We start from the raw sequence: 19,380 nt of genomic DNA, 5'->3' as shown, positions 1-19,380 counted from the left end.
GGTCGAGAATTGACCGGCTGGTCTGAGCTGCTCGGTGCAGTCGCGCTGATCGCGCTGGGCGGATTGTTCGCGGCGATCGATGCGGCCATCAGCACGGTGTCGCTGGCCCGGGTTCAGGAGTTGGTGCGCGACGAGCGGCCCGGCGCGGTGGCATTGTCCAAGGTGATGTCGGAGCGGCCGCGCTACATCAACCTGGTGGTGCTGCTGCGGATCGCCTGCGAGACCACGGCGACCGTGCTGCTGGTGGTGTTCCTCTACGACAACTTCGGGCTGCGGTGGGGATTGTTCGGCGCCGCGACCATCATGGTGGTGACCAGCTTCGTCGTCATGGGGGTGGGGCCGCGCACGCTCGGCCGCCAGAACGCCTACTCCATTGCGTTGACGACAGTGCTTCCGCTGCAAGCGATCTCGTGGCTGTTGATGCCGATCAGCCGATTGCTGGTGGTGCTGGGTAATGCGGTGACTCCCGGCCGCGGCCTGCGCAACGGGCCGTTCGCCTCCGAGATCGAGTTGCGCGAAGTCGTCGATCTGGCCCAGCAGCGCGGTGTGGTGGCCGCCGAGGAACGCCGGATGATCCAGTCGGTCTTCGAACTCGGTGACACCCCCGCCCGCGAGGTGATGGTCCCGCGGACCGAGATGATCTGGATCGAAAGCGACAAGTTCGCCAGCCAGGCCATCAACCTGGCGGTGCGCAGCGGGCACTCCCGCATCCCGGTGATCGGCGAGAACGTCGACGACATCGTCGGCGTGGTGTATTTGAAAGACCTTGTCCAGCAGACGGTTTTGTCCGGCGACGGTGGCCGGACCCCTCCGGTGTCGAAGGTGATGCGCCCGGCGGTCTTCGTGCCGGACTCCAAGCCGTTGGACTCGCTGCTGCGGGAAATGCAGCGCGACCGCAACCACATGGCCCTTCTCGTCGACGAGTACGGCGCGATCGCCGGCCTGGTCACCATCGAGGACGTGCTGGAAGAGATCGTCGGCGAGATCGCCGACGAGTACGACCAGGCGGAGACGGCGCCGGTCGAAGACCTGGGCGACAAGCACTTCCGGGTGTCCGCCCGGCTGCCGATCGAAGACCTGGGCGAGCTGTACGGCGTGGAATTCGACGACGATCTCGACATCGACACGGTGGGCGGGCTGCTCGCCCTGGAATTGGGCCGGGTTCCGCTGCCGGGCGCCGAGGTGGTCTCGCACGGCCTGCGGCTGCAGGCCGAGGGCGGCACCGATCACCGGGGCCGGGTACGCATCAACACCGTCCTGCTCAGCCCGGTCGAATCCCGCGATCCATCCGAGGGCGAGGAACCCGTGTCTCATGACTGAATTCCGTTCCGGCTTCGTGTGTCTGGTCGGTCGTCCCAACACCGGGAAATCGACGCTGACCAACGCACTCGTCGGGAGCAAGGTGGCGATCACCTCGATGCGACCACAGACCACCCGGCACACCATCCGCGGCATCGTGCACCGAGCGGACTTTCAGATGATCCTGGTCGACACGCCGGGCCTGCACCGGCCGCGCACCCTGCTGGGCAAGCGCCTGAACGACTTGGTGCGCGATACCTATTCCGAGGTCGACGTGATCGGGCTGTGCATCCCGGCCGACGAAGCGATCGGTCCGGGCGACCGCTGGATCGTCGAACAGATCCGTTCGACCGCGCCGAAGACGACCCTGGTCGCGATCGTCACCAAGATCGACAAGACGCCGAAAGATCGGGTGGCCGCGCAGTTGGTGGCGGTCAGCGAGTTGGTCGGCGACTCGGCCGAGATCGTGCCGGTGTCGGCGCTGACCGGGGCGCAGGTCGACATCTTGATCGACGTGCTGGCCGCCGCGCTGCCGCCCGGGCCGGCGTACTACCCGGACGGGGAGCTGACCGACGAACCCGAAGAGGTTCTGATGGCCGAGCTCATCCGGGAGGCCGCCCTCGAGGGCGTTCGTGACGAGTTGCCGCATTCGTTGGCGGTGGTCATCGACGAAGTGAACCCGCGCCAGGATCGCGACGACCTGATCGACGTGCACGCGCTGCTTTACGTCGAGCGCGACAGCCAGAAGGGGATCGTCATCGGCAAGGGCGGCGCCCGGCTGCGGGAGGTGGGTACCGCCGCACGCGCCCAGATCGAAAAGTTGTTGGGCACCAAGGTTTATCTCGACCTGCGCGTCAAGGTCGCCAAGAATTGGCAGAGCGATCCCAAACAGCTTGGCCGGCTTGGCTTTTAGCGGTTGCTTGCGCGCGTCCGCTGTGGCCGACCGGGGCCCGCTGCGGCTAACCGGCGCGCGCCCGCCGCGGCCGACCAATAGGCAAGTTTCATGCGTGCTAGCGCCGGTAGTAGCGCACTTGGAAAGGACCATATGCCAGGCAGAGGCTACGCATGTGGCCCATGTGATTATTGATGCGCAGAGTCGCCCCGGCCGGCCAGCACCCGGATGGTCTGCAACGACGGATCCGCCGCGTCGGGAAGATTCATGCCGGCGTTGACGCCCGAGCAAAGATAGTCCAGCACAGCATCATTGAGGCGCTCCCCGGGGACGACGGCCGGAATGCCCGGAGGATAGGGCGTGATCTGTTCGGCCGCGATCCGGCCACTGGCACGCCGGGCAGGCACCGCCTCGACTTGCCCGAAGAACGCGTCGCGCGGCAACTCGACGGTGTCCAGTTGCAGGTCCGCAGGCGAGGGCAGCACGATACGCGGCGGCGGCTCGAACCTGTCGGCCGCGGTTCGCCATGCCCGCAGGGCATCGGTGAGACGTGCCACGGTTTCCTTATCGTCGGCGAAGGACAAGGTGGCCAGAATCCGGCGGTGATCGCTCATGCCGGTGTCAATGTGCGCGTGCGCGCGCAGCCAGTCGGCGGCCTGGTAACCCGATGTGCCGGTGCCCGATACGTCGATCAGCACCTGCATCCGGTCCAGGTCGTGGGAGGCCTGCACGCCCAGCAGTTCGTCGTCGAGCACCTCCACGTCGGGGATGAGTTCGATCTCGGCACGGACCTGCCGCGCCAAATCGAGTGCGGAACCCAGCATTTCGTGACCACGCTGCACCATTTGCCTGCGCCATCCGTCCATGGCCGCATACACCAAGACGTTGGGGCTGGTGGTCATCAGCAGGTCGGCGCAGCCGGACAGGCGGTCCCGATCGATCAGGTCGCCTTGCACGTGGAACACCGACCCCTGCTCGAAACCCGCGCCCATCTTGTGCACGCTGACCACGCAGACGTCGGCGCCCGCGTCCATTGCCCAGGTGGGCAGATCCTCATGGAACGGCAGGTGCGCCCCCCAGGCCTCGTCGATGATCAACGGCTTGCCGCGCGCATGGCACACCTCGGCGATGCCGGCGATGTCGGCGCAGGTGCCATACGGGCTGGGGCTCACGATCAGGGCTCCCGCCGCGTCGGTGTGCTTCGCCCACGCCTCTTCGACCTGCTGCGGGGAGGGCGGATGGGAGAAGTGATGCTCGGCGTCCCAGCGAGGCGTGATCCACCGCGGCTGCACACCGGAGAAGATCAAACCCGCGACGATCGATTTGTGGCTGTCCCGGCCCACCAGCAGGCTGCCGTCGCCGCCGGCGACGGCCATCATCGCCGCCTTCACCGATAGCGAACTGCCGCACGTCGAGAACCACGCGATGTCGGCACCTACGGCATCGGCCATGAGGTCCTCTGACCGTTTCAGATATTTGTTGCTGGTTCTACGGTCATCCAGGCCGCCGCTGGCCAGTACGTCATCCAGAAACGGTTCGTGGCCCAGCACGCCCAGGACCCGCTCATCGGCGCCGCGACCCTGCCGGTGGCCCGGCGGCGTGAATCCGTAGCGGTTCTGCTTGTGGTAGTCGGCCAGCGCGTCGAGCAAAGGAGCGGCCGATTGGTCCATGACGCGTGGGTACCCGCTTGTCAGGGGCTGATTCGCGGCGAAGAGGCGCGATATGCGCGCCGAGACGTCACCCGTTGGTCCCGGAGGCGTCGGTGGTCTGGTCCCACCACGCCAAGGGTTGTTTGCTCGCCCATCCGCAGACGGCTTCCAGCTCAGCGGCCAGCGAAACGAGCATGCCCTCGCTGTTCTCCGGACCCATGAGCTGCACACCGATCGGCAAGCCGTCGGAGGTGAAGCCGGCCGGCACGTTGATCGACGGCCAGCCCAGGACGTTCCACGGGAAGGTCAACGGGCACGCGGCGATCATGGCGCGGTCGGTACCGAAGCTCCCGAGCCGGTCGAAGGCGCGCGCCAGTGGCGGCGGCTGGGCGGTGGTCGGCGCCAGCACGACGTCGACGATGTCGAAGATCGAGCCCACGCGGCGTTGGTCCGCCTCTTCGTGGCGCCGGGCGGCACGCAAAATCGCTTGCCCCAGCACGGCGCCCACCCGCAGGTTGGACAGGGTCCGGGGGTCCAGCGCCACGCCGTCGCCCAGCCGCTCCTCCCACTCACGCAGGCCCGAGGTGGACCGGGCGAGGAAGTCCCAGGACAGCCGGATGCCGTAGTCCGGGTTGCCGCGCACCACGGTGTGGCCGAGCAGTTCGAGTTGCTTGCCGACGGCGCGCGTTGCGGCCAGGATCTCCGGGTGCAGCTTCGGCCGGAAACCGGTGAACGGGAAGCGGGTGGACAAAGCGATGTTCAGCGGGCCGGGCGCCTTGCCCACGTAGTCCGACGCGGTGACCGCGGGAGGCCGGTGCCGGTCGCCCTCGACGTTGCCGGCTGCGGCGTCGAGCACCAACGCCGCGTCGGCCACGGTGCGGGCCAGCACGCCGTTGACCGTGATGCCGTTGAACGCCTCCGGCAGCGGCCAGGTCGAGATGCGTCCACGCTGCGGCTTGATGCCCACCAGGTGCGTCCACGCCGCCGGGATGCGGATGCTGCCCGCGCCGTCGGAGCCGATAGCTGCGCTGACCAGGCCGGCCGCCACCGCCGCGGCGCTGCCGCCCGACGAACCGCCAGGGGTGTGCCTGCGCGACCAGGGGTTGCGGGTATGCCCGAAACCCGGCCCGCTGGTGAACGGCCATTGGCCGAGCTCGCAGCTGTTCGTCTTGCCGACGATCACCGCGCCCGCCGCCTTGAGGCGGCGCACCACCTCGGCGTCGTGCGTCGCGGGTGCGACCGACCCGTCGGTCCCGAAGGCGGTGGGCACCCCGGCGACGTCGACGTCGTCCTTCACGGCAATCGGGATGCCCAGCAGAGGGGCGGTGTCGCCGGCCGCGCGCCGCCGGTCGGCCTCCGCCGCGTCGGCCAGCGCCGATTCGGTGAGCACCACCCGGAAGGCGTTGAGCGTGGGCTGGCTGGCGTGGATGGCGTGCAGGGATCGACCCACCAATGTGGTGGACGTCACGGACCGGCTGGCCAGCTGATACAGCAGGTCAGTGAGTGTGGGCAGCAGCCGGTTACCGGATCCGGAAAGGGACCCTGGACCCGATGCAGAAGCGCCGATCACGGGGTACGAGACTAACGGCGCGGATACCCGGAATGTCGCGGCGGGGTGCAAAACTATTGTGATGCGGCTATACCGAGACCGAGCTGTTGTGTTGCGCCAGCACAAGCTCGGCGAAGCCGACCGGATCGTCACCCTGCTGACTCGGGATCACGGGCTGGTCCGCGCGGTGGCCAAGGGCGTGCGCCGGACCCGCAGCAAATTCGGTGCGCGGCTGGAGCCGTTCGCGTACATCGACGCCCAGCTGCACCCCGGCCGCAACCTCGACATCGTCACCCAGGTCGTCGCCATCGACGCGTTCGCCACCGACATCGTCAACGACTACGGCCGGTACACCTGTGGCTGCGCCATGCTGGAAACCGCCGAACGCCTCGCCGGCGAGGAGCGGGCGCCCGCCCCGGCCCTGCACAGGCTCACGGTGAGCGCGTTGCGGGCGGTGGCCGACGGTCGCCGGTCCCGCGACCTGCTGCTGGACGCCTACCTGCTGCGCGCGATGGGCATCGCCGGATGGGCGCCGGCGATCGGCGAGTGCGCCCGTTGCGCCACGCCCGGTCCGCATCGGGCGTTCCACGTCGGAGCCGGCGGCAGCGTCTGTCCCCACTGCCGCCCGGCCGGTTCGACGACGCCGCCGCCGGGGGTGCTGGATCTGATGGCCGCGCTGCACGACGGCGATTGGGACTTCGCCGAAAAGACGCCGCAATCACACCGCAACCACGTCAGCGGCCTGGTGGCCGCGCACCTGCAATGGCATCTGGAGCGGCAGCTCAAGACGTTGCCGCTGGTGGAACGGACATATCACGTCGACCGCACCATCGCCGAACGGCGCGCAGCGCTGATCGGGCAGGATATGCACTGTGGCTAAGCTCTGGACCGGCGGGCCCGGTCGACAGGCCGAACGCGCCACGGCCTCAACCGAATTCCCGCAGCTGCCCCCCGCGCCCGACGACTATCCGGTGTTCCCCGACACGTCGGCCTGGCCGGTCGCCTTTCCGGAGCTGCCGCCGTCCGCCGACGGCGGCCCGTGCCGGCCGCCGCAGCACACCTCCAAGGCCGCCCCGCCCAGGATCGAGGCCGACCGGCTGCCCAATCATGTGGCCATCGTGATGGACGGCAACGGACGATGGGCCACCCAGCGGGGGCTGACCCGCACCGACGGCCACAAGGCGGGCGAGGCTGTGGTCATCGACATCGTTTGCGGTGCAATTGAACTCGGTATCAAATGGCTCAGCCTGTATGCCTTCTCCACGGAGAACTGGAAGCGTTCTCCCGAGGAGGTCCGTTTCCTGATGGGGTTCAACCGCGACGTGGTGCGCATGCGCCGGGTAAACCTGAAGGCGATCGGGGTCAAGATCCGCTGGGTGGGTTCGCGGCCCCGGTTGTGGCGCAGCGTGATCAAGGAACTGGCGATCGCCGAGGACATGACCAAAGACAATGACGTCATCACCGTGAACTACTGCGTCAACTATGGCGGCCGTGCCGAAATAGCCCAGGCCACAAAGGAAATCGCGCGCCTGGCGGCCGCAGGCCGGCTGGACCCGGAGCGCATCACCGAGTCCACAGTGTCGCATCATCTGCAGCGGCCCGACATCCCCGACGTGGACTTGTTCCTGCGCACCTCGGGGGAGCACCGGTCCAGCAATTTCATGTTGTGGCAGGCGGCGTACGCCGAATACGTCTTTCAGGACAAGCTGTGGCCCGACTACGACCGTCGCGATTTATGGGCGGCGTGTGAGGAATACGCCTCCCGCAACCGCAGATTCGGGAGCGCATAGTGCCGTCGCTGCAGGATCGGCTGGCGTCGATACTCGGCGACGTCCTCGCGCTCGACAAGGAGGCCGACGGCGCGGTCACGGTGCGTCACGACGGCACCATCGCCTCGTTGCGGGTGGTGAACATCGCCGAGGGCCTCGATTTGGTGTCGCTCACGCAGGTCTTGGCGTGGGACCTGCCGTTGACCAAGAAGGTCGCCGAGCAGGTCGTCAAGCAGGCCCGCGACAACAACTTCGGCAGCGTGAGCCTGATCGAGAAGATCAACGACAAAGCCGTGCAACGCAATTCGGGCAGGGGTGCGTCGAAGACCGCCGACGTGATGCTGCGCTACAACTTTCCCGGCGGCGGCCTGACCGACGACGCGTTGCGCACGCTGATCCTGCTGGTGCTGGATACCGGTGCCGGGATACGCCGGACGCTGACGGCGTAACCCGCTATCGGCCTTTACAGTCCGAACAAGTGCCGAAGATTTCGATGGTGTGGCTGACGTCGGAGAAACCGTGCTTGGCGGCCACCTGGGTCGCCCACTCCTCGACCTCGTGATCGCCCACCTCGATGGTGGCGCCGCAGCTGCGGCAGACCAGGTGGTGGTGATGGTGCTCGGAACACCTCCGGTAGACCGACTCGCCCGTGTCGGTGCGCAGCGTGTCGATCATCCCCGCCGCGGCCATCGACTGCAGCGTGCGGTAGACGGTCGTCAGGCCGATGTTCTCGCCGCGGCGGCGCAGCTCGTCGTGCAGCTCCTGGGCCGACCGGAACTCATCGAGCGTCTCCAGCAACGTGGAGATCGCCGCACGCTGCCGGGTGGAGCGCACGCTGGTTCCTGTCATTGCCTCGGCTCCTCACTGGCGTGCGCGACGGCGTCCACCACGATGTGCGCGAGGTGATGATCGGCGAGCCGGTAGAGCACTTCGCGGCCGGATCGCTCCCCGGTGACCACCCCGGCCGCTTTGAGAATCTTCAGATGCTGGCTGACCAGTGGCTGGGGCACGCCGAGCGCATCCACCAGCTCGTGCACGCAGTGCTGGGACTCGCGCAGCTGCAGCACGATGGCGATGCGCACGGGCGCGGCCAGCGCGCGCAACAGTTCGCCGGCGGCATCGAGGATGTCCCGCGGCGGCGGGACGGGGTAGGTGGCTCCCGAGTGCCCGCCCGTGCCGTGGGTGTCGTGGTCGTGGGCCACCACGGCGGGGTCCGGTTCGCCGTCGTCGGCGGCCGGCATCGAGGCAGAGGCTGACGGGGACGTCATCATGGGAGCGGCATCACCTCGGGGAGTACCAGGTTGAGCGGAAACCATCCGCAACTGAATATCGTTATCGGCTGCCGTCCACTGTCACATGCGTGATGACGCATGTCAAAGGCGTCGGTGTCGATCGCTACCATGACTGATGCTCTGCGCACCGCGGTTGACCGCCGCGGGTGCCCGCCGAACCCGGAAAGGGAGTGCACCACCCCGTGGCGTCCGTCATCGACACCGTAGTGAACCTGGCCAAACGGCGCGGCTTCGTCTTTCCCTCGGGGGAGATCTACGGCGGCACCCGATCGGCGTGGGATTACGGCCCGCTGGGAGTGGAGTTCAAGGAAAACATCAAGCGGCAGTGGTGGCGCTCGGTGGTCAGCGGTCGCGACGACGTCGTGGGCCTGGACTCGTCGATCATCCTGCCGCGGCAGGTGTGGGTCGCCTCCGGCCACGTCGAGGTCTTCCACGACCCGCTGGTGGAGTCGTTGATCACCCACAAGCGCTATCGCGCCGACCATCTCATCGAGGCCTACGAAGCCAAACACGGCCACCCACCACCCAATGGCCTGGCCGACATCCGCGACCCGGAGACCGGCGAGCCGGGCCAGTGGACCGAGCCGCGCGAGTTCAACATGATGCTCAAGACCTACCTGGGTCCGATCGAGACCGAGGAGGGCCTGCACTATCTGCGCCCCGAGACCGCCCAGGGCATCTTCGTCAACTTTGCCAACGTGGTGACGACCGCCCGCAAAAAGCCGCCATTCGGTATCGGCCAGATCGGCAAGAGTTTCCGCAACGAGATCACGCCGGGCAATTTCATTTTCCGGACCCGCGAGTTCGAACAAATGGAAATGGAGTTCTTCGTCGAACCGTCGACGGCGAAAAAATGGCATCAGTATTGGATCGACACCCGCCTGCAGTGGTATGTCGACCTGGGTATCGACTCCGAGAACCTGCGGTTGTTCGAGCATCCGGCCGACAAGCTGTCGCACTACTCCGACCGCACCGTCGATATCGAGTACAAATTCGGTTTCGCCGGTAACCCGTGGGGCGAGTTGGAAGGTGTCGCCAACCGTACCGATTTCGACTTGTCCACGCACGCAAAGCATTCCGGCGTCGACCTGTCGTTCTACGACCAGGCCGCCGACACCCGGTACACGCCGTATGTCATCGAACCGGCCGCCGGCCTGACGCGGTCGTTCATGGCGTTTTTGATCGACGCCTACACCGAGGACGAAGCCCCGAACGCCAAAGGCAAGATGGAAAGACGCACGGTGTTGCGCCTGGACCCGCGCCTGTCTCCGGTCAAGTGCGCGGTGCTGCCGTTGTCCCGCCACGCCGACCTGAGCCCGAAGGCGCGGGACCTGGCCGCCGAATTGCGCAAATTCTGGAATATCGATTTCGACGACGCCGGTGCCATTGGGCGGCGTTATCGGCGCCAGGACGAAGTCGGCACACCGTTTTGTGTGACGGTGGATTTCGATTCGCTCGAGGACAACGCCGTGACGGTGCGCCGGCGCGACGACATGTCCCAGGAGCGGGTCGCGATGGATGCCGTCTCGGAGTATCTGGCGGTGCGCCTCAAGGGTTGTTGATCGTCCGCGCGCGGCCCGTCCCCTGACAGGGCCGATGCGCCGTCGCCGCCGCCGGATTCCGCCGAAACGGGGTTTGCTAAAACTGGGCCTTTCGGGGGAGGGTGCCTTAAGATCCCACTGGGGCACGACAAGTTCGCTAAAGGCCGCGCGAAACGGTGTGGCCGTTCGGGTCAGGAGCCGTTGGTTCGGCCGGTTGAGGTTGCATTTGATTCCCGCGTTTGTGTTCTTCCCTCCCGAGATCAACTCGGCCCTGATATCCGGCGGGCCGGGGCCCGGACCGCTGTTCGCGGCCGCCTCGGCGTGGGATGGCCTGGCGGTTGAGCTGTCGTCCTCGGCGTCGTCGTTTCACACGGTGGTCTCGGATCTGGCCGGTGGCCCCTGGATGGGGCCGGCGTCGACGTCGATGACCGTGGCCGCGGTGCCCTACGTGGAATGGCTGACCGTCGCCGCGGCGCAGGCGGAGGTGGCCGGTCTGCAGGCCCGCATGGCGGCGCTGGCCTACGAAGGCGCCTTGGTGGCGACGGTGCCGCTGCCGGAGGTGCTGGCGAATCGGGCGCGGTTGCTGGTCTTGATCGCGACGAATTTTCTGGGTGTGAACACCGCGGCGATCGCACAGACCGAGCTCGAGTACGTCGAGATGTGGGCGCGCGATGTGGCCGCGATGTTGGGCTATCACGCCGGGGCCCAATCGATGGCGCAGGCATTGCCGCAATTCAGTGTGCCGCCCGCGGCCCTGGGGGATAGCGCGTCGTCGGCGAGTGCTGCGGACGTGGCCGGATCGGCGACCGCACCCAGCGCCGGCGTTGCGTCGGGATTCTTCCAAAGTGTGTCCACGCTGGCGACAGCGTTCGCCTCCCAGCTGCAGTCGGTGTCGTCGGCGCTTTCGCCGGCGGGTTCGTCGGTGACGTCGTTGTTGTCGTCGGCGCCGGTGGCCACCGCCTCGTCGGTGGCGCAGGCCGGAAGCTATCCGGCCACCGCATTGATGACGCCCATGGCGACGCTGGCCCAGAGCGCGGGCCCGGCAGCGCCCGCGTCGGCGCCGTCACTGGCACCGGCGTTGGCCGGTGCGACCGGCGCGCCAATGGCTGCGCCACACAGCGCGGGCGGCACGCTGTCAGACCTGCAGCCGTTGGCCGGTGGGGGGTTGGGCGCCTTGGGCGTTGCCACAGCGGGCCTGGGCAGCGCGCGGTTCGTCGGGGCGATGTCGGTGCCCGCCGCGTGGCAGGGGGCGGTGCCCGGCTACCTCTCCGCTCCGGCGCTGGCGGGCGTGGGCTCTACGGCGCCGGCCGTGGCGGCCGCCGCCTCGACGGGTAGTGGCGTGCCGATGGCGGCGATGCCGGTGGACGAGAAGAACCCCAAGGGCGAAGACCGGGCGACGAAGGCGCAGGTGGTGAGGTCTCGTCCCAAGGTGGTTCCGCGCAACCGGCGGGGATAGCGCACGGCGCTACCGGTACAGACGTGCACATTGTGCAAATGCGCCGGAATCCAAAACTTGTGCTTGGTGGAAAGTGTTGTCGCGCGATGCGGAATTCATGCTAATGCATCTTGTAAAAATCAGTCAGCGTCTGCCCGCTCACCTCGCGATGCAGGGCGCACAAGGACACCCGCAATTCCCGTAGGTTTTACGTAAATATCGTTCGGATTGTCTTACGATCTGAGTCATTGACTGTGAATAATTCGCCACAGCGCCCGCATGCTCTGACGGCTGTGGAAGGGGGCACCGGTGCTTTTGCCTTTGGGTCCGCCGCTGCCGGCTGACACGGTGTCGGCGGTTCGCGGCGACTCCGGCGTACTCGGTGGCCTGTCGGTTCCACTCAGGTGGGGCGTGGTCGTGCCGCCCGACGACTACGACCATTGGGCGCCGAAGCCGGACGTCAGCGGCGAAGCTCCCGAGGCGGGCTCCGGCCCGACGCCGGCCGGAGACGGCGAGCGGAGCGGGCCGACCGGCAACACCGCGCCACGGGCCCCGGGCGTCATACCGCATTCCCCCGCAGCCGGTTGAGACCGGAGAAGAATCCCGTCGCGCCGTCGTCGCGTCAGGCGCTGCTCAGAATCGGCCGCCGCCACCCATGAAACCGCCGCCGGACGAACCGGCGCTGCCGCCGAACGAGGTTGGGCTCCAGCCGCCGAATCCACCGCCCATGCCCGAACCGAGGACGTTGCCGATGATGATCCCGCCGAGCATCGCACCCATGTCACTGTCGCCGCGCCCGCGGTAGGTCCGCTGCGCCAGTTGCACGTCATCGTTGGCCAGGGACTGCGCCGTGGCCGCCAGCGTGGACGCCGCGTTGGCGTGGGCGATCGCCTCGGTCGGCAGCGTCGCGCGCTTGTCCTGCGCGGCCTGCAGGTGCCGTCTGGCTTCGGCCAGCCGGGTGCGCGCCTCGGGGCCGACGCTGCCCCGGCGCGTGTCGATGTAGTCCGACACCGCACGCACCCGCGACTGCGCGGTGAACACCGCCTGCTCCAATGAGCGGTTCAGCTGTTCGGCGGCGGCCTGTTCCTGTTCCAGCGTGGCCAATAGCCCGTTGAGCCGGGCGTCGGCCTTGGTCAGCTTTCCGAACTCGCCCAGCGGGTCGTCGGAGGCACCGGCCCGTGCGCTGTCGACGGCGCTGATGGCCGCGTCGCGCACCGCCCCCAGATCGGCGGTGTGCGCGCTTTTGACTTTCGGTGCCTTCTGCAGCAGTTCGTCTGCGCGCGCGATGTCGTTCTGGATGTCGGACATCGCCGACGGCAGCTGGTCGATGGCGTGCCGAATGTCCCCGGCCGCGTTGTCCACCGCGTCGAGCAACGCGCGCGCCTGGCCCAGCGCGGACTCGGCGGTCCGCACGGCGTCCACGAGACGGGACTGCTGCCCGCTGACGGGGCGGGCGGCGAGGTCGCGGGCGCTGCCGATGTTGCGGTCGGCGAACGCGAGCCGCTCCTTGGCCGTCGTGACATTGCCCGACACCGACGTCAGGGCGGCAGCGCTGAAGTCCTGGTGCAGTTCGGCAAGTCGCTGTTCGGCAGGCTCGATGCGGGCGGTGAGCTCCACGTACTGCTGGGTCAGCGAGTCCAGGCGGGTGGGGGCGTTGAGCACCAGATCGCGCAACTGCTCGAATGCCTGCTTCTGTGACTCCAATTCGCGGTCGGCGTCCGCGGCCGAGACGATCACCCGGGTGAGCAGCTCGCGGCGCTGCGCGGGCGTCTCGGGTATCGCGTCGTCGAGTTGTTGCCGGATCGTGAATGCCTGGGACAGTGTCGCTTTGGCGTTGGCGACGGCCTGGATGAAGGGCTGGGTGCGGTCTTCGCCGAATTCGGCGATCGCGAGGTCCAGTTCGTTGGCGCTGGTGCGTATCGCGTTGTCGACGTCCACCACCAGTTCGCGGGACAGGTCGTCGAGCGTCTGGGGCGCCAACGCCGCCAGCGCGCCGGCGTCGGTGGGGTCGACGCCGCGTGCGGCGGCCAGCGCCGCGGCGCGGCGGCGCCTGCGCCGATGACGCATGACCAGCAACAGGATCGCGAGTGCGGCGAGAATGCCCGCCAGCACGGCCAACAGTGCCACCCGGCCCGACGAGCCCGGTGAGGTGTCCAGGCCGTTGGCCGCAGCCACCGCGGCTCCGGTCCAATCGCCGTTGTGCAGTGCGGGCTCGATCTTGTTGCGCCGCAACGTGTCGACCTGACTTGCGTTGACGCCCCTGATCGTGGACGGCACCAGGAAGGCGTACTCGCGGCTCGCCGTGCCGACGGCCAGCAGCGCGTCGTAGGCGCCCAGGTTGCTGGCGCTCAGGGTACTTTGCGCCCATCCGGTCGCGGTCTGCCCGGAGAAGTCGTCGACGTAGACCACCCACAGCCGGACATGGCGGTCGCTGTACAGCTTGTTGATTGCGGAGTCGACCGCGGCGCGCCCGGAACCCGAGAGCGCTCCCGCGTCGTCGGTGATGTAGTCGGCCAAACGCAACGGTGGTTGCGCGCCGGCCCGCGGCGCCAGCAGCAACCCACTGCCCAGGCCGACCGTGAGGATCGTCGCGATGACGGAGATCAGGCGGGCGGTGCGCATATGGTCAATGTAACCTCGCCGCGGCACATGTCAGTAGGCCTGAGTCGAGCCGAACTTCGGCGGGCGTTCCCTGGCAGACTGTGCGTCGGTGACCAGCAATCAGCGCGACCCATACGACGACTTCGACCGTGAGCGACGGGTGGCCGAAGCGCCGAAGACTGCGGGTTTGCCGGGTAGCGGGGGTCAGCACCGCAGCGACTTCGCCCGCGATCGCGCGCGGGTTCTGCACAGCGCCGCGCTGCGCCGGCTGGCCGACAAGACCCAGGTGGTCGGGCCACGCGAAGGTGACACGCCGCGGACCCGGCTGACGCACTCGCTCGAGGTCGCCCAGATCGGGCGGGGGATGGCGATCGGGTTGGGCTGCGATCTCGACCTGGTCGAGCTGGCGGGGCTGGCCCACGACATCGGGCACCCGCCCTACGGCCACAACGGCGAACACGCGCTCGATGAGGTGGCGAAGGAGTACGGCGGCTTCGAGGGCAATGCCCAGAACTTTCGAATCCTCACCAGCCTCGAGCCCAAAGTCCTTGACGCACAAGGAAATAGCGCGGGTCTGAACCTGACCCGCGCATCGCTGGACGCGGTCACCAAGTATCCGTGGCCGCGCGGCGAAGGGCTGAGAAAGTTCGGGTTTTACGACGAAGACCGCGAGCCGGCGGCCTGGGTTCGGGCGGGTGCACCCGAGGGCCGGATGTGCCTGGAAGCCCAAGTCATGGACTGGGCCGACGATGTGGCGTATTCGGTGCACGACGTCGAGGACGGTGTGGTGTCCCAGCGCATCGACCTGCGGGTGCTCGCCGACGATGACGAGGCCGCCGCGCTGGCCAAGCTGGGCGAGACCGAGTTTTCCCGGGTGCGCGCCGACGACTTCATGGCCGCCGCGCGACGGCTGTGCGCGCTGCCGGTGGTCGCCGCCGTCGGCAAGTACGACGCCACGCTCGCGGCCTCGGTGGCGCTGAAGCGGCTGACCAGTGAGTTGGTCGGCAGGTTCGCCTCGGCCGCCATCGCCACCACGCTCGCGGCGGCCGGTCCCGGACCGCTGGTGCGCCACCGGGCCGATCTGGCGGTTCCCGACCTGGTGCGTGCCGAGGTCGCCCTGCTGAAAATCCTGGCGCTGCAATTCATCATGTCCGATCCGCGGCATCAGGAAACCCAGGCCGGACAGCGGGAACGCATCCACCGGGTGGCGCACTGGCTGTACGCCGGGGCGCCCCGAACGCTCGATCCGGTCTTCGCCGCGGCCTTCAACGCCGCGGCAGACGACGGGAGGCGGTGGCGGGTCATCGTCGATCAGATCGCGTCGTACACCGAGGGCCGGCTCGAACGGGTCGACCTCCGCTCGGCCGGGCCGTAGCCGCCGACGGTCGGCAAGTCGTCCGGTCCGGGAATCGGCGGGGCCGCCGCGGGCTAGGCTCCCGATCATGAAAAAATTCAGCGGCTCGCCGTTTGTGGCCTCCTTGTTGATGGGACTTCCTGTCGTCGCCATGACCGCCTGCAGTTCGCCGCAGCATGCGAGCACCCAGCCGGGCACCACCCCTCCGGTGAAGAGTGCCGCCCCGTCGTCGTCCGGTGAGACGACGGCCCCGGCGCCCGCCGCCGGCGCGCTCACCGCGGAACTGAAGACGCCCGACGGTCGCTCGGCGGCCACCGCGACGTTCGACTTCACCGGCGGCTATGTGACCGTCACCGTGAAGACGGCCGCCCCGGGCATCGTGGCGCCCGGCATCCACGGCCTGCACGTGCACGAGATCGGCAAGTGCGAGCCGAACTCGGTGGCGCCCACCGGCGGTGCGCCCGGCAACTTCTTGTCCGCCGGCGGTCACTACCAGGCCCCGGGCCACACCGGCAAGCCGGAAAGCGGCGACCTGACGTCGCTCGAGGTCCGCCAGGACGGGTCGGCCTACCTGGTCACCACCACCGATTCGTTCACCCGGGACGACCTGCTGGCGGGCAACAAGACAGCGCTGATGCTGCACGGCGCCCAGGACACGCCGAACGCGATGGATCGGATCGCCTGCGGTGTCATCGGTACCGGCTAGCTCCGGCCGTCGCGCCTTAGACTGAGCCGATGTCAAGCCCGGCAGGTTCACGCGCGGAGGGCGATGGCCGTGCCCGGGGTCGCGGCCGGATTCCCGACCGCGACATCGCGGCCATTCGCGAACGGGTGCGCATCGACGAAGTCATCGGCGATTACGTCCAATTGCGCCGTGCGGGCGCGGATTCGCTCAAGGGCCTGTGTCCGTTTCACGACGAGAAGTCGCCGTCGTTTCACGTCCGCCCCAACCACGGTCACTTTCACTGCTTCGGCTGCGGTGAGGGTGGCGACGTGTACGCGTTCATCCAGAAGATCGAACACGTCAGCTTCGTCGAGGCCGTCGAACTGCTGGCCGACCGGATCGGCCACACCATCACCTACTCCGGGTCGGCCACCAGCGTGCAGCGCGACCGCGGTAGTCGCAGCCGGCTCGTCGCGGCCAACGCGGCCGCGGCGGAGTTCTATGCGGCGGCGCTGGAATCCGCCGAGGCGGCGCCGGCCCGCCAGTACCTGTCCGAGCGGAACTTCGACGCCGAGGCGGCCCGGCGCTTCGGTTGCGGCTTCGCGCCGTCGGGCTGGGATTCGTTGACGAAACACTTGGTGCGCAAGGGTTTTGAGTTCAAAGAACTGGAAGCGGCCGGCCTGTCCAGGCAGGGGCGGCGCGGTCCGATGGACCGCTTCCACCGCCGCCTGCTGTGGCCCATCCGGAGCTCGGCCGGCGAGGTGATCGGTTTCGGCGCCCGGCGGCTGTTCGACGACGACCCGATGGAAGCCAAGTACATCAATACGCCCGAGACGCTGCTGTACAAGAAGTCGAACGTGATGTTCGGCATCGACTTGGCCAAACGCGACATCGCCAAGGGACACCAGGCGGTCGTCGTCGAGGGCTACACCGACGTGATGGCGATGCATCTGAGCGGGGTCACCACCGCGGTCGCCTCGTGCGGCACCGCTTTCGGCGACGAGCATCTGTCGATGCTGCGCCGACTGATGATGGACGACAGTTTCTTTCGCGGCGAACTGATCTATGTTTTCGACGGCGACGCGGCCGGGCGGGCCGCGGCGCTCAAGGCATTCGGCGGCGAGCAGAACCTGGCGGGGCAGTCCTTTGTGGCCGTCGCGCCCGACGGCATGGATCCCTGCGATCTGCGACTGAAATCCGGCGACGGCGCGCTGCGCGATCTGGTGGCACGGCGAACGCCGTTGTTCGAGTTCGCTATACGCTCGGCGCTCGCCGAGATGGATCTGGACAGCGCCGAGGGGCGCGTCGCCGCGCTGCGCCGCTGCGTGCCGATGGTCAGCCAGATCAAGGACCCCACGCTGCGCGACGAGTATGCCCGTCAGCTCGCCGGGTGGGTCGGCTGGGATGACGTCGCGCAGGTCATCGGCCGGGTGCGCGGCCAGGCCAAGAAGCCCAACGCCGCGGTCAGCGCTTCCGGCAACCCGCGGGGGGAGCGGCAGGCGTCGGCCGAGGCCGTCGCCCGTCCGGACCCACGCGACCCCACCTTGTGGCCACAACGGGAGGCGCTCAAGGCGGCCCTGCAGTACCCGGCGTTCGCGGGCCCGGTGTTCGACACGCTGACCGTCGAAAGCTTCACCCATCCCGGCTACGCGGCCGTCCGGGCGGCCATCGAGACCGCCGGCGGGACGTCGAGCGGGGTCACCGGGGCGCAGTGGATCGAGGCGGTGCGCGACCGAGCCTCCTCGCCCCTGACCGCCGGCCTGGCCAGCGAGCTGGGTGTGGAGTCCATCCAGGTCGACGAGGAGAAACTGCCGCGCTACATCGGCGGTGTGCTGGCCCGGCTGCAAGAGGTATGGATGGGGCGGCAGATCGCGGAGGTGAAGTCGAAGCTGCAACGCATGTCACCGATCGACCAGGGCGACGAGTATCACGCCCTCTTCGGCGACCTGGTGGCGATGGAGTCCTACCGGCGCAGCCTGCTCGAGCAGGCTAGCGGCGGCGAGTAGACCGCGCGAGCGCGTCGTCCGCCGAACCCTCGGCGTCGCGTTCCATGACGGCCGTCTGGTCGTCGATCTCCGCCAGCGTGACGAAACCGGCGTCGGGTGAGATCCGATTGGCGACCTTACGGCGTCCACCCTCGATCATCGACTTGGCCACCGGACTGCCAGTCAGCGCGCGATACGTGCCGACGAGCTGCTCGTAGCGGCGACGCCCGGCCTTCGAGCCCAGCACGTAACCCAGTCCAAGCACCACGACATACCGGATCAAAACGTTCCTCCCGACTATCGATGGCTCCATCCTGCCTCACCGGGCGGGGGTGCGTGCGGCGGGAGCGGCGGTGGTCCGCGCCAGTTGGGTGCGGTCGTGCCAGTACGCTAGAGTCGTCCCGCGAATCGGGTTAGTCCCCTGTAGCTCAATTGGCAGAGCATTCGGCTGTTAACCGAAGGGTTGGTGGTTCGAGTCCACCCGGGGGAGCAGCGGTGCGCTCACTCCCGTGCGGCGCGGTTGGCGTTGATCTCCTCGTGGTGCGCCATGGCCCACTGCGCCAGCGAGATCACCAGCGGCAGCAACGTCCGTCCCAGCTTGGTCAATTCGTATTCGACCCGCGGTGGCACCTCGGCGTAGGCCGTGCGGTGCACCAGGCCGTCCTCGACCAGGCGCTTCAGCGTCAGGGTGAGCATCCGCTGCGAGATGCCTTCCACCGCCGCCACCAGACTGCCGAACCGCATCGGCCCGTCGCGCAGGGTGCCGATCACCAGCAGGCTCCATTTATCGCCGATGCGGTCGAGGACCTCGCGCACCGCACCGCCCTCGGGTATCCGCGGCACCTTGCGTGTGATCTCCGTCATATCAACGCCTCTTTGCTGGATGCATACATCGATGTGCCTTTTGTCGCCGCCCCAGCGCTGACGCACGATGTGGCTACGCACAAATAGTAACGATTGGGGATTGCCGTGAACATCGCACTCTGGGCCGGGCAGGGCCTGCTGGCCTTCGTCTATCTCGCCGCGGGCGGGCTCAAGGTCGTTCGGCCGCGCGAACGGCTCGTGGCATCGGGCCGGCTCGACTGGATGAAGGACCACTCGGATGCGGAGGTCAAGGCCGTCGGCGCCGTGGAGATCCTCGGCGCGCTCGGCGTGATCCTGCCGCAGGCAACCGGCATCGCCCGCGTCCTGACCCCGATCGCCGCGGTCGGCCTGGTCATCGTGCAGATGGGCGCGCTGCGTGTGCATCTGACCCGCAACGAGCGACAACCGTTGCCGGTCAACGTGATTCTGCTGCTGCTGGCGGCCTTCGTCGCGCTCGGTCGATTCGTGCGCTGAGCCCTCTCGACC

At 68.1% G+C, this 19,380-nt stretch carries 19 protein-coding genes and 1 tRNA gene; 13 read left to right on the top strand and 7 right to left on the bottom strand.

All coding sequences use genetic code 11. The annotated features are described in order from the left end of the window. Positions 1-9: 9 nt before the first annotated feature. Complete coding sequence (locus OQ789_RS10580; protein ID WP_324685780.1) at positions 10-1,320, top strand: hemolysin family protein; 1,311 nt, start codon at positions 10-12, stop codon at positions 1,318-1,320. Further along, positions 1,313-2,212 (top strand): GTPase Era, encoded by a 900-nt coding sequence (era, locus tag OQ789_RS10575; protein WP_324685544.1) that lies wholly within the window; start codon positions 1,313-1,315, stop codon positions 2,210-2,212. Before OQ789_RS10580 ends, era begins: the two co-directional genes overlap by 8 nt. A 167-nt stretch (positions 2,213-2,379) precedes the next feature. Here the strand turns inward: era and OQ789_RS10570 are convergent, their stop codons facing one another. Both OQ789_RS10570 and OQ789_RS10565 read right to left on the bottom strand, forming a co-directional pair. Further along, positions 2,380-3,861 (bottom strand): ornithine decarboxylase, encoded by a 1,482-nt coding sequence (locus OQ789_RS10570; protein WP_324685543.1) that lies wholly within the window; start codon positions 3,859-3,861, stop codon positions 2,380-2,382. 67 nt (positions 3,862-3,928) lie between these two features. Beyond that, positions 3,929-5,410: an amidase gene (locus OQ789_RS10565; RefSeq protein ID WP_324685541.1), complete on the bottom strand. Its 1,482-nt coding sequence runs from the start codon at positions 5,408-5,410 to the stop codon at positions 3,929-3,931. A 61-nt stretch (positions 5,411-5,471) separates the two neighbouring features. On the opposite strand from OQ789_RS10565, the gene recO reads away from it, so the two are divergent. From recO to OQ789_RS10550, 3 genes are read left to right on the top strand one after another with little or no spacing between them, the layout of a single operon-like run. Continuing rightward, positions 5,472-6,269 (top strand): DNA repair protein RecO, encoded by a 798-nt coding sequence (gene recO, locus OQ789_RS10560; protein ID WP_324685539.1) that lies wholly within the window; start codon positions 5,472-5,474, stop codon positions 6,267-6,269. Continuing rightward, positions 6,262-7,179, top strand: coding sequence for a decaprenyl diphosphate synthase (locus tag OQ789_RS10555; RefSeq protein ID WP_324685537.1), 918 nt, complete (start codon positions 6,262-6,264; stop codon positions 7,177-7,179). Before recO ends, OQ789_RS10555 begins: the two co-directional genes overlap by 8 nt. Continuing rightward, positions 7,179-7,607, top strand: a complete 429-nt coding sequence (locus tag OQ789_RS10550; RefSeq protein WP_324685535.1) for a hypothetical protein — start codon at positions 7,179-7,181, stop codon at positions 7,605-7,607. The genes OQ789_RS10555 and OQ789_RS10550 overlap by 1 nt, the downstream gene beginning before the upstream one ends. Positions 7,608-7,611: 4 nt before the next feature. Here OQ789_RS10550 and OQ789_RS10545 read toward each other — a convergent pair whose 3' ends face one another. Together OQ789_RS10545 and OQ789_RS10540 are read right to left on the bottom strand one after the other, a co-directional pair. Then, positions 7,612-8,007 (bottom strand): Fur family transcriptional regulator, encoded by a 396-nt coding sequence (locus OQ789_RS10545; RefSeq protein ID WP_324685533.1) that lies wholly within the window; start codon positions 8,005-8,007, stop codon positions 7,612-7,614. Beyond that, entirely contained in the window at positions 8,004-8,399 is a 396-nt protein-coding gene (locus tag OQ789_RS10540) for an ArsR/SmtB family transcription factor (protein WP_420716087.1), read from the bottom strand. Before OQ789_RS10540 ends, OQ789_RS10545 begins: the two co-directional genes overlap by 4 nt. Positions 8,400-8,620: 221 nt before the next feature. Between OQ789_RS10540 and OQ789_RS10535 the strand changes: the two genes are divergently transcribed. From OQ789_RS10535 to OQ789_RS25970, 3 genes are all read left to right on the top strand, one after another. Beyond that, complete coding sequence (locus OQ789_RS10535) at positions 8,621-10,012, top strand: glycine--tRNA ligase (RefSeq protein ID WP_324685778.1); 1,392 nt, start codon at positions 8,621-8,623, stop codon at positions 10,010-10,012. Between the two features lie 205 nt (positions 10,013-10,217). Beyond that, positions 10,218-11,447, top strand: a complete 1,230-nt coding sequence (locus OQ789_RS10530) for a PPE family protein (RefSeq protein WP_324685776.1) — start codon at positions 10,218-10,220, stop codon at positions 11,445-11,447. A 288-nt stretch (positions 11,448-11,735) separates the two neighbouring features. Then, positions 11,736-12,014: a hypothetical protein gene (locus tag OQ789_RS25970; protein ID WP_420716086.1), complete on the top strand. Its 279-nt coding sequence runs from the start codon at positions 11,736-11,738 to the stop codon at positions 12,012-12,014. 45 nt (positions 12,015-12,059) lie between these two features. Here OQ789_RS25970 and OQ789_RS10520 read toward each other — a convergent pair whose 3' ends face one another. Further along, a complete protein-coding gene (locus OQ789_RS10520; protein WP_324685531.1) occupies positions 12,060-14,048 on the bottom strand; it encodes a TPM domain-containing protein in 1,989 nt (662 codons plus the stop codon). 88 nt (positions 14,049-14,136) lie between these two features. On the opposite strand from OQ789_RS10520, the gene OQ789_RS10515 reads away from it, so the two are divergent. The 3 genes from OQ789_RS10515 (at position 14,137) to dnaG (ending at position 18,051) form a co-directional block, all read left to right on the top strand. Continuing rightward, a complete protein-coding gene (locus OQ789_RS10515; RefSeq protein WP_324685529.1) occupies positions 14,137-15,402 on the top strand; it encodes a deoxyguanosinetriphosphate triphosphohydrolase in 1,266 nt (421 codons plus the stop codon). Positions 15,403-15,469: 67 nt separating this feature from the next. Then, entirely contained in the window at positions 15,470-16,087 is a 618-nt protein-coding gene (gene sodC, locus OQ789_RS10510) for a superoxide dismutase[Cu-Zn] (protein WP_324685527.1), read from the top strand. 29 nt (positions 16,088-16,116) lie between these two features. Beyond that, positions 16,117-18,051 (top strand): DNA primase, encoded by a 1,935-nt coding sequence (dnaG, locus tag OQ789_RS10505; RefSeq protein ID WP_324685526.1) that lies wholly within the window; start codon positions 16,117-16,119, stop codon positions 18,049-18,051. On the opposite strand, the gene OQ789_RS10500 is transcribed toward dnaG, so the two are convergent. After that, entirely contained in the window at positions 18,035-18,313 is a 279-nt protein-coding gene (locus tag OQ789_RS10500) for a hypothetical protein (protein WP_324685774.1), read from the bottom strand. The two genes, dnaG and OQ789_RS10500, sit on opposite strands and share 17 nt — an antisense overlap. A gap of 134 nt (positions 18,314-18,447) precedes the next feature. Between OQ789_RS10500 and OQ789_RS10495 the strand changes: the two genes are divergently transcribed. Then, positions 18,448-18,520, top strand: a tRNA-Asn gene (locus tag OQ789_RS10495). An 11-nt stretch (positions 18,521-18,531) separates the two neighbouring features. On the opposite strand, the gene OQ789_RS10490 is transcribed toward OQ789_RS10495, so the two are convergent. Continuing rightward, positions 18,532-18,894 carry a helix-turn-helix domain-containing protein gene (locus OQ789_RS10490; RefSeq protein ID WP_324685525.1) on the bottom strand — a complete coding sequence of 121 codons (363 nt, stop codon included), beginning with the start codon at positions 18,892-18,894 and terminating at the stop codon, positions 18,532-18,534. 105 nt (positions 18,895-18,999) lie between these two features. Between OQ789_RS10490 and OQ789_RS10485 the strand changes: the two genes are divergently transcribed. Continuing rightward, positions 19,000-19,368: a DoxX family protein gene (locus OQ789_RS10485; protein ID WP_420716085.1), complete on the top strand. Its 369-nt coding sequence runs from the start codon at positions 19,000-19,002 to the stop codon at positions 19,366-19,368. The last annotated feature ends 12 nt before the right edge of the window (positions 19,369-19,380 follow it).

This window comes from Mycobacterium sp. 94-17, assembly GCF_035617725.1.
Taxonomy (GTDB): Bacteria; Actinomycetota; Actinomycetes; order Mycobacteriales; family Mycobacteriaceae; genus Mycobacterium.
Note: the sequence above shows the minus strand (reverse complement) of the source record. Positions and strands in the feature narration are given on the sequence as shown.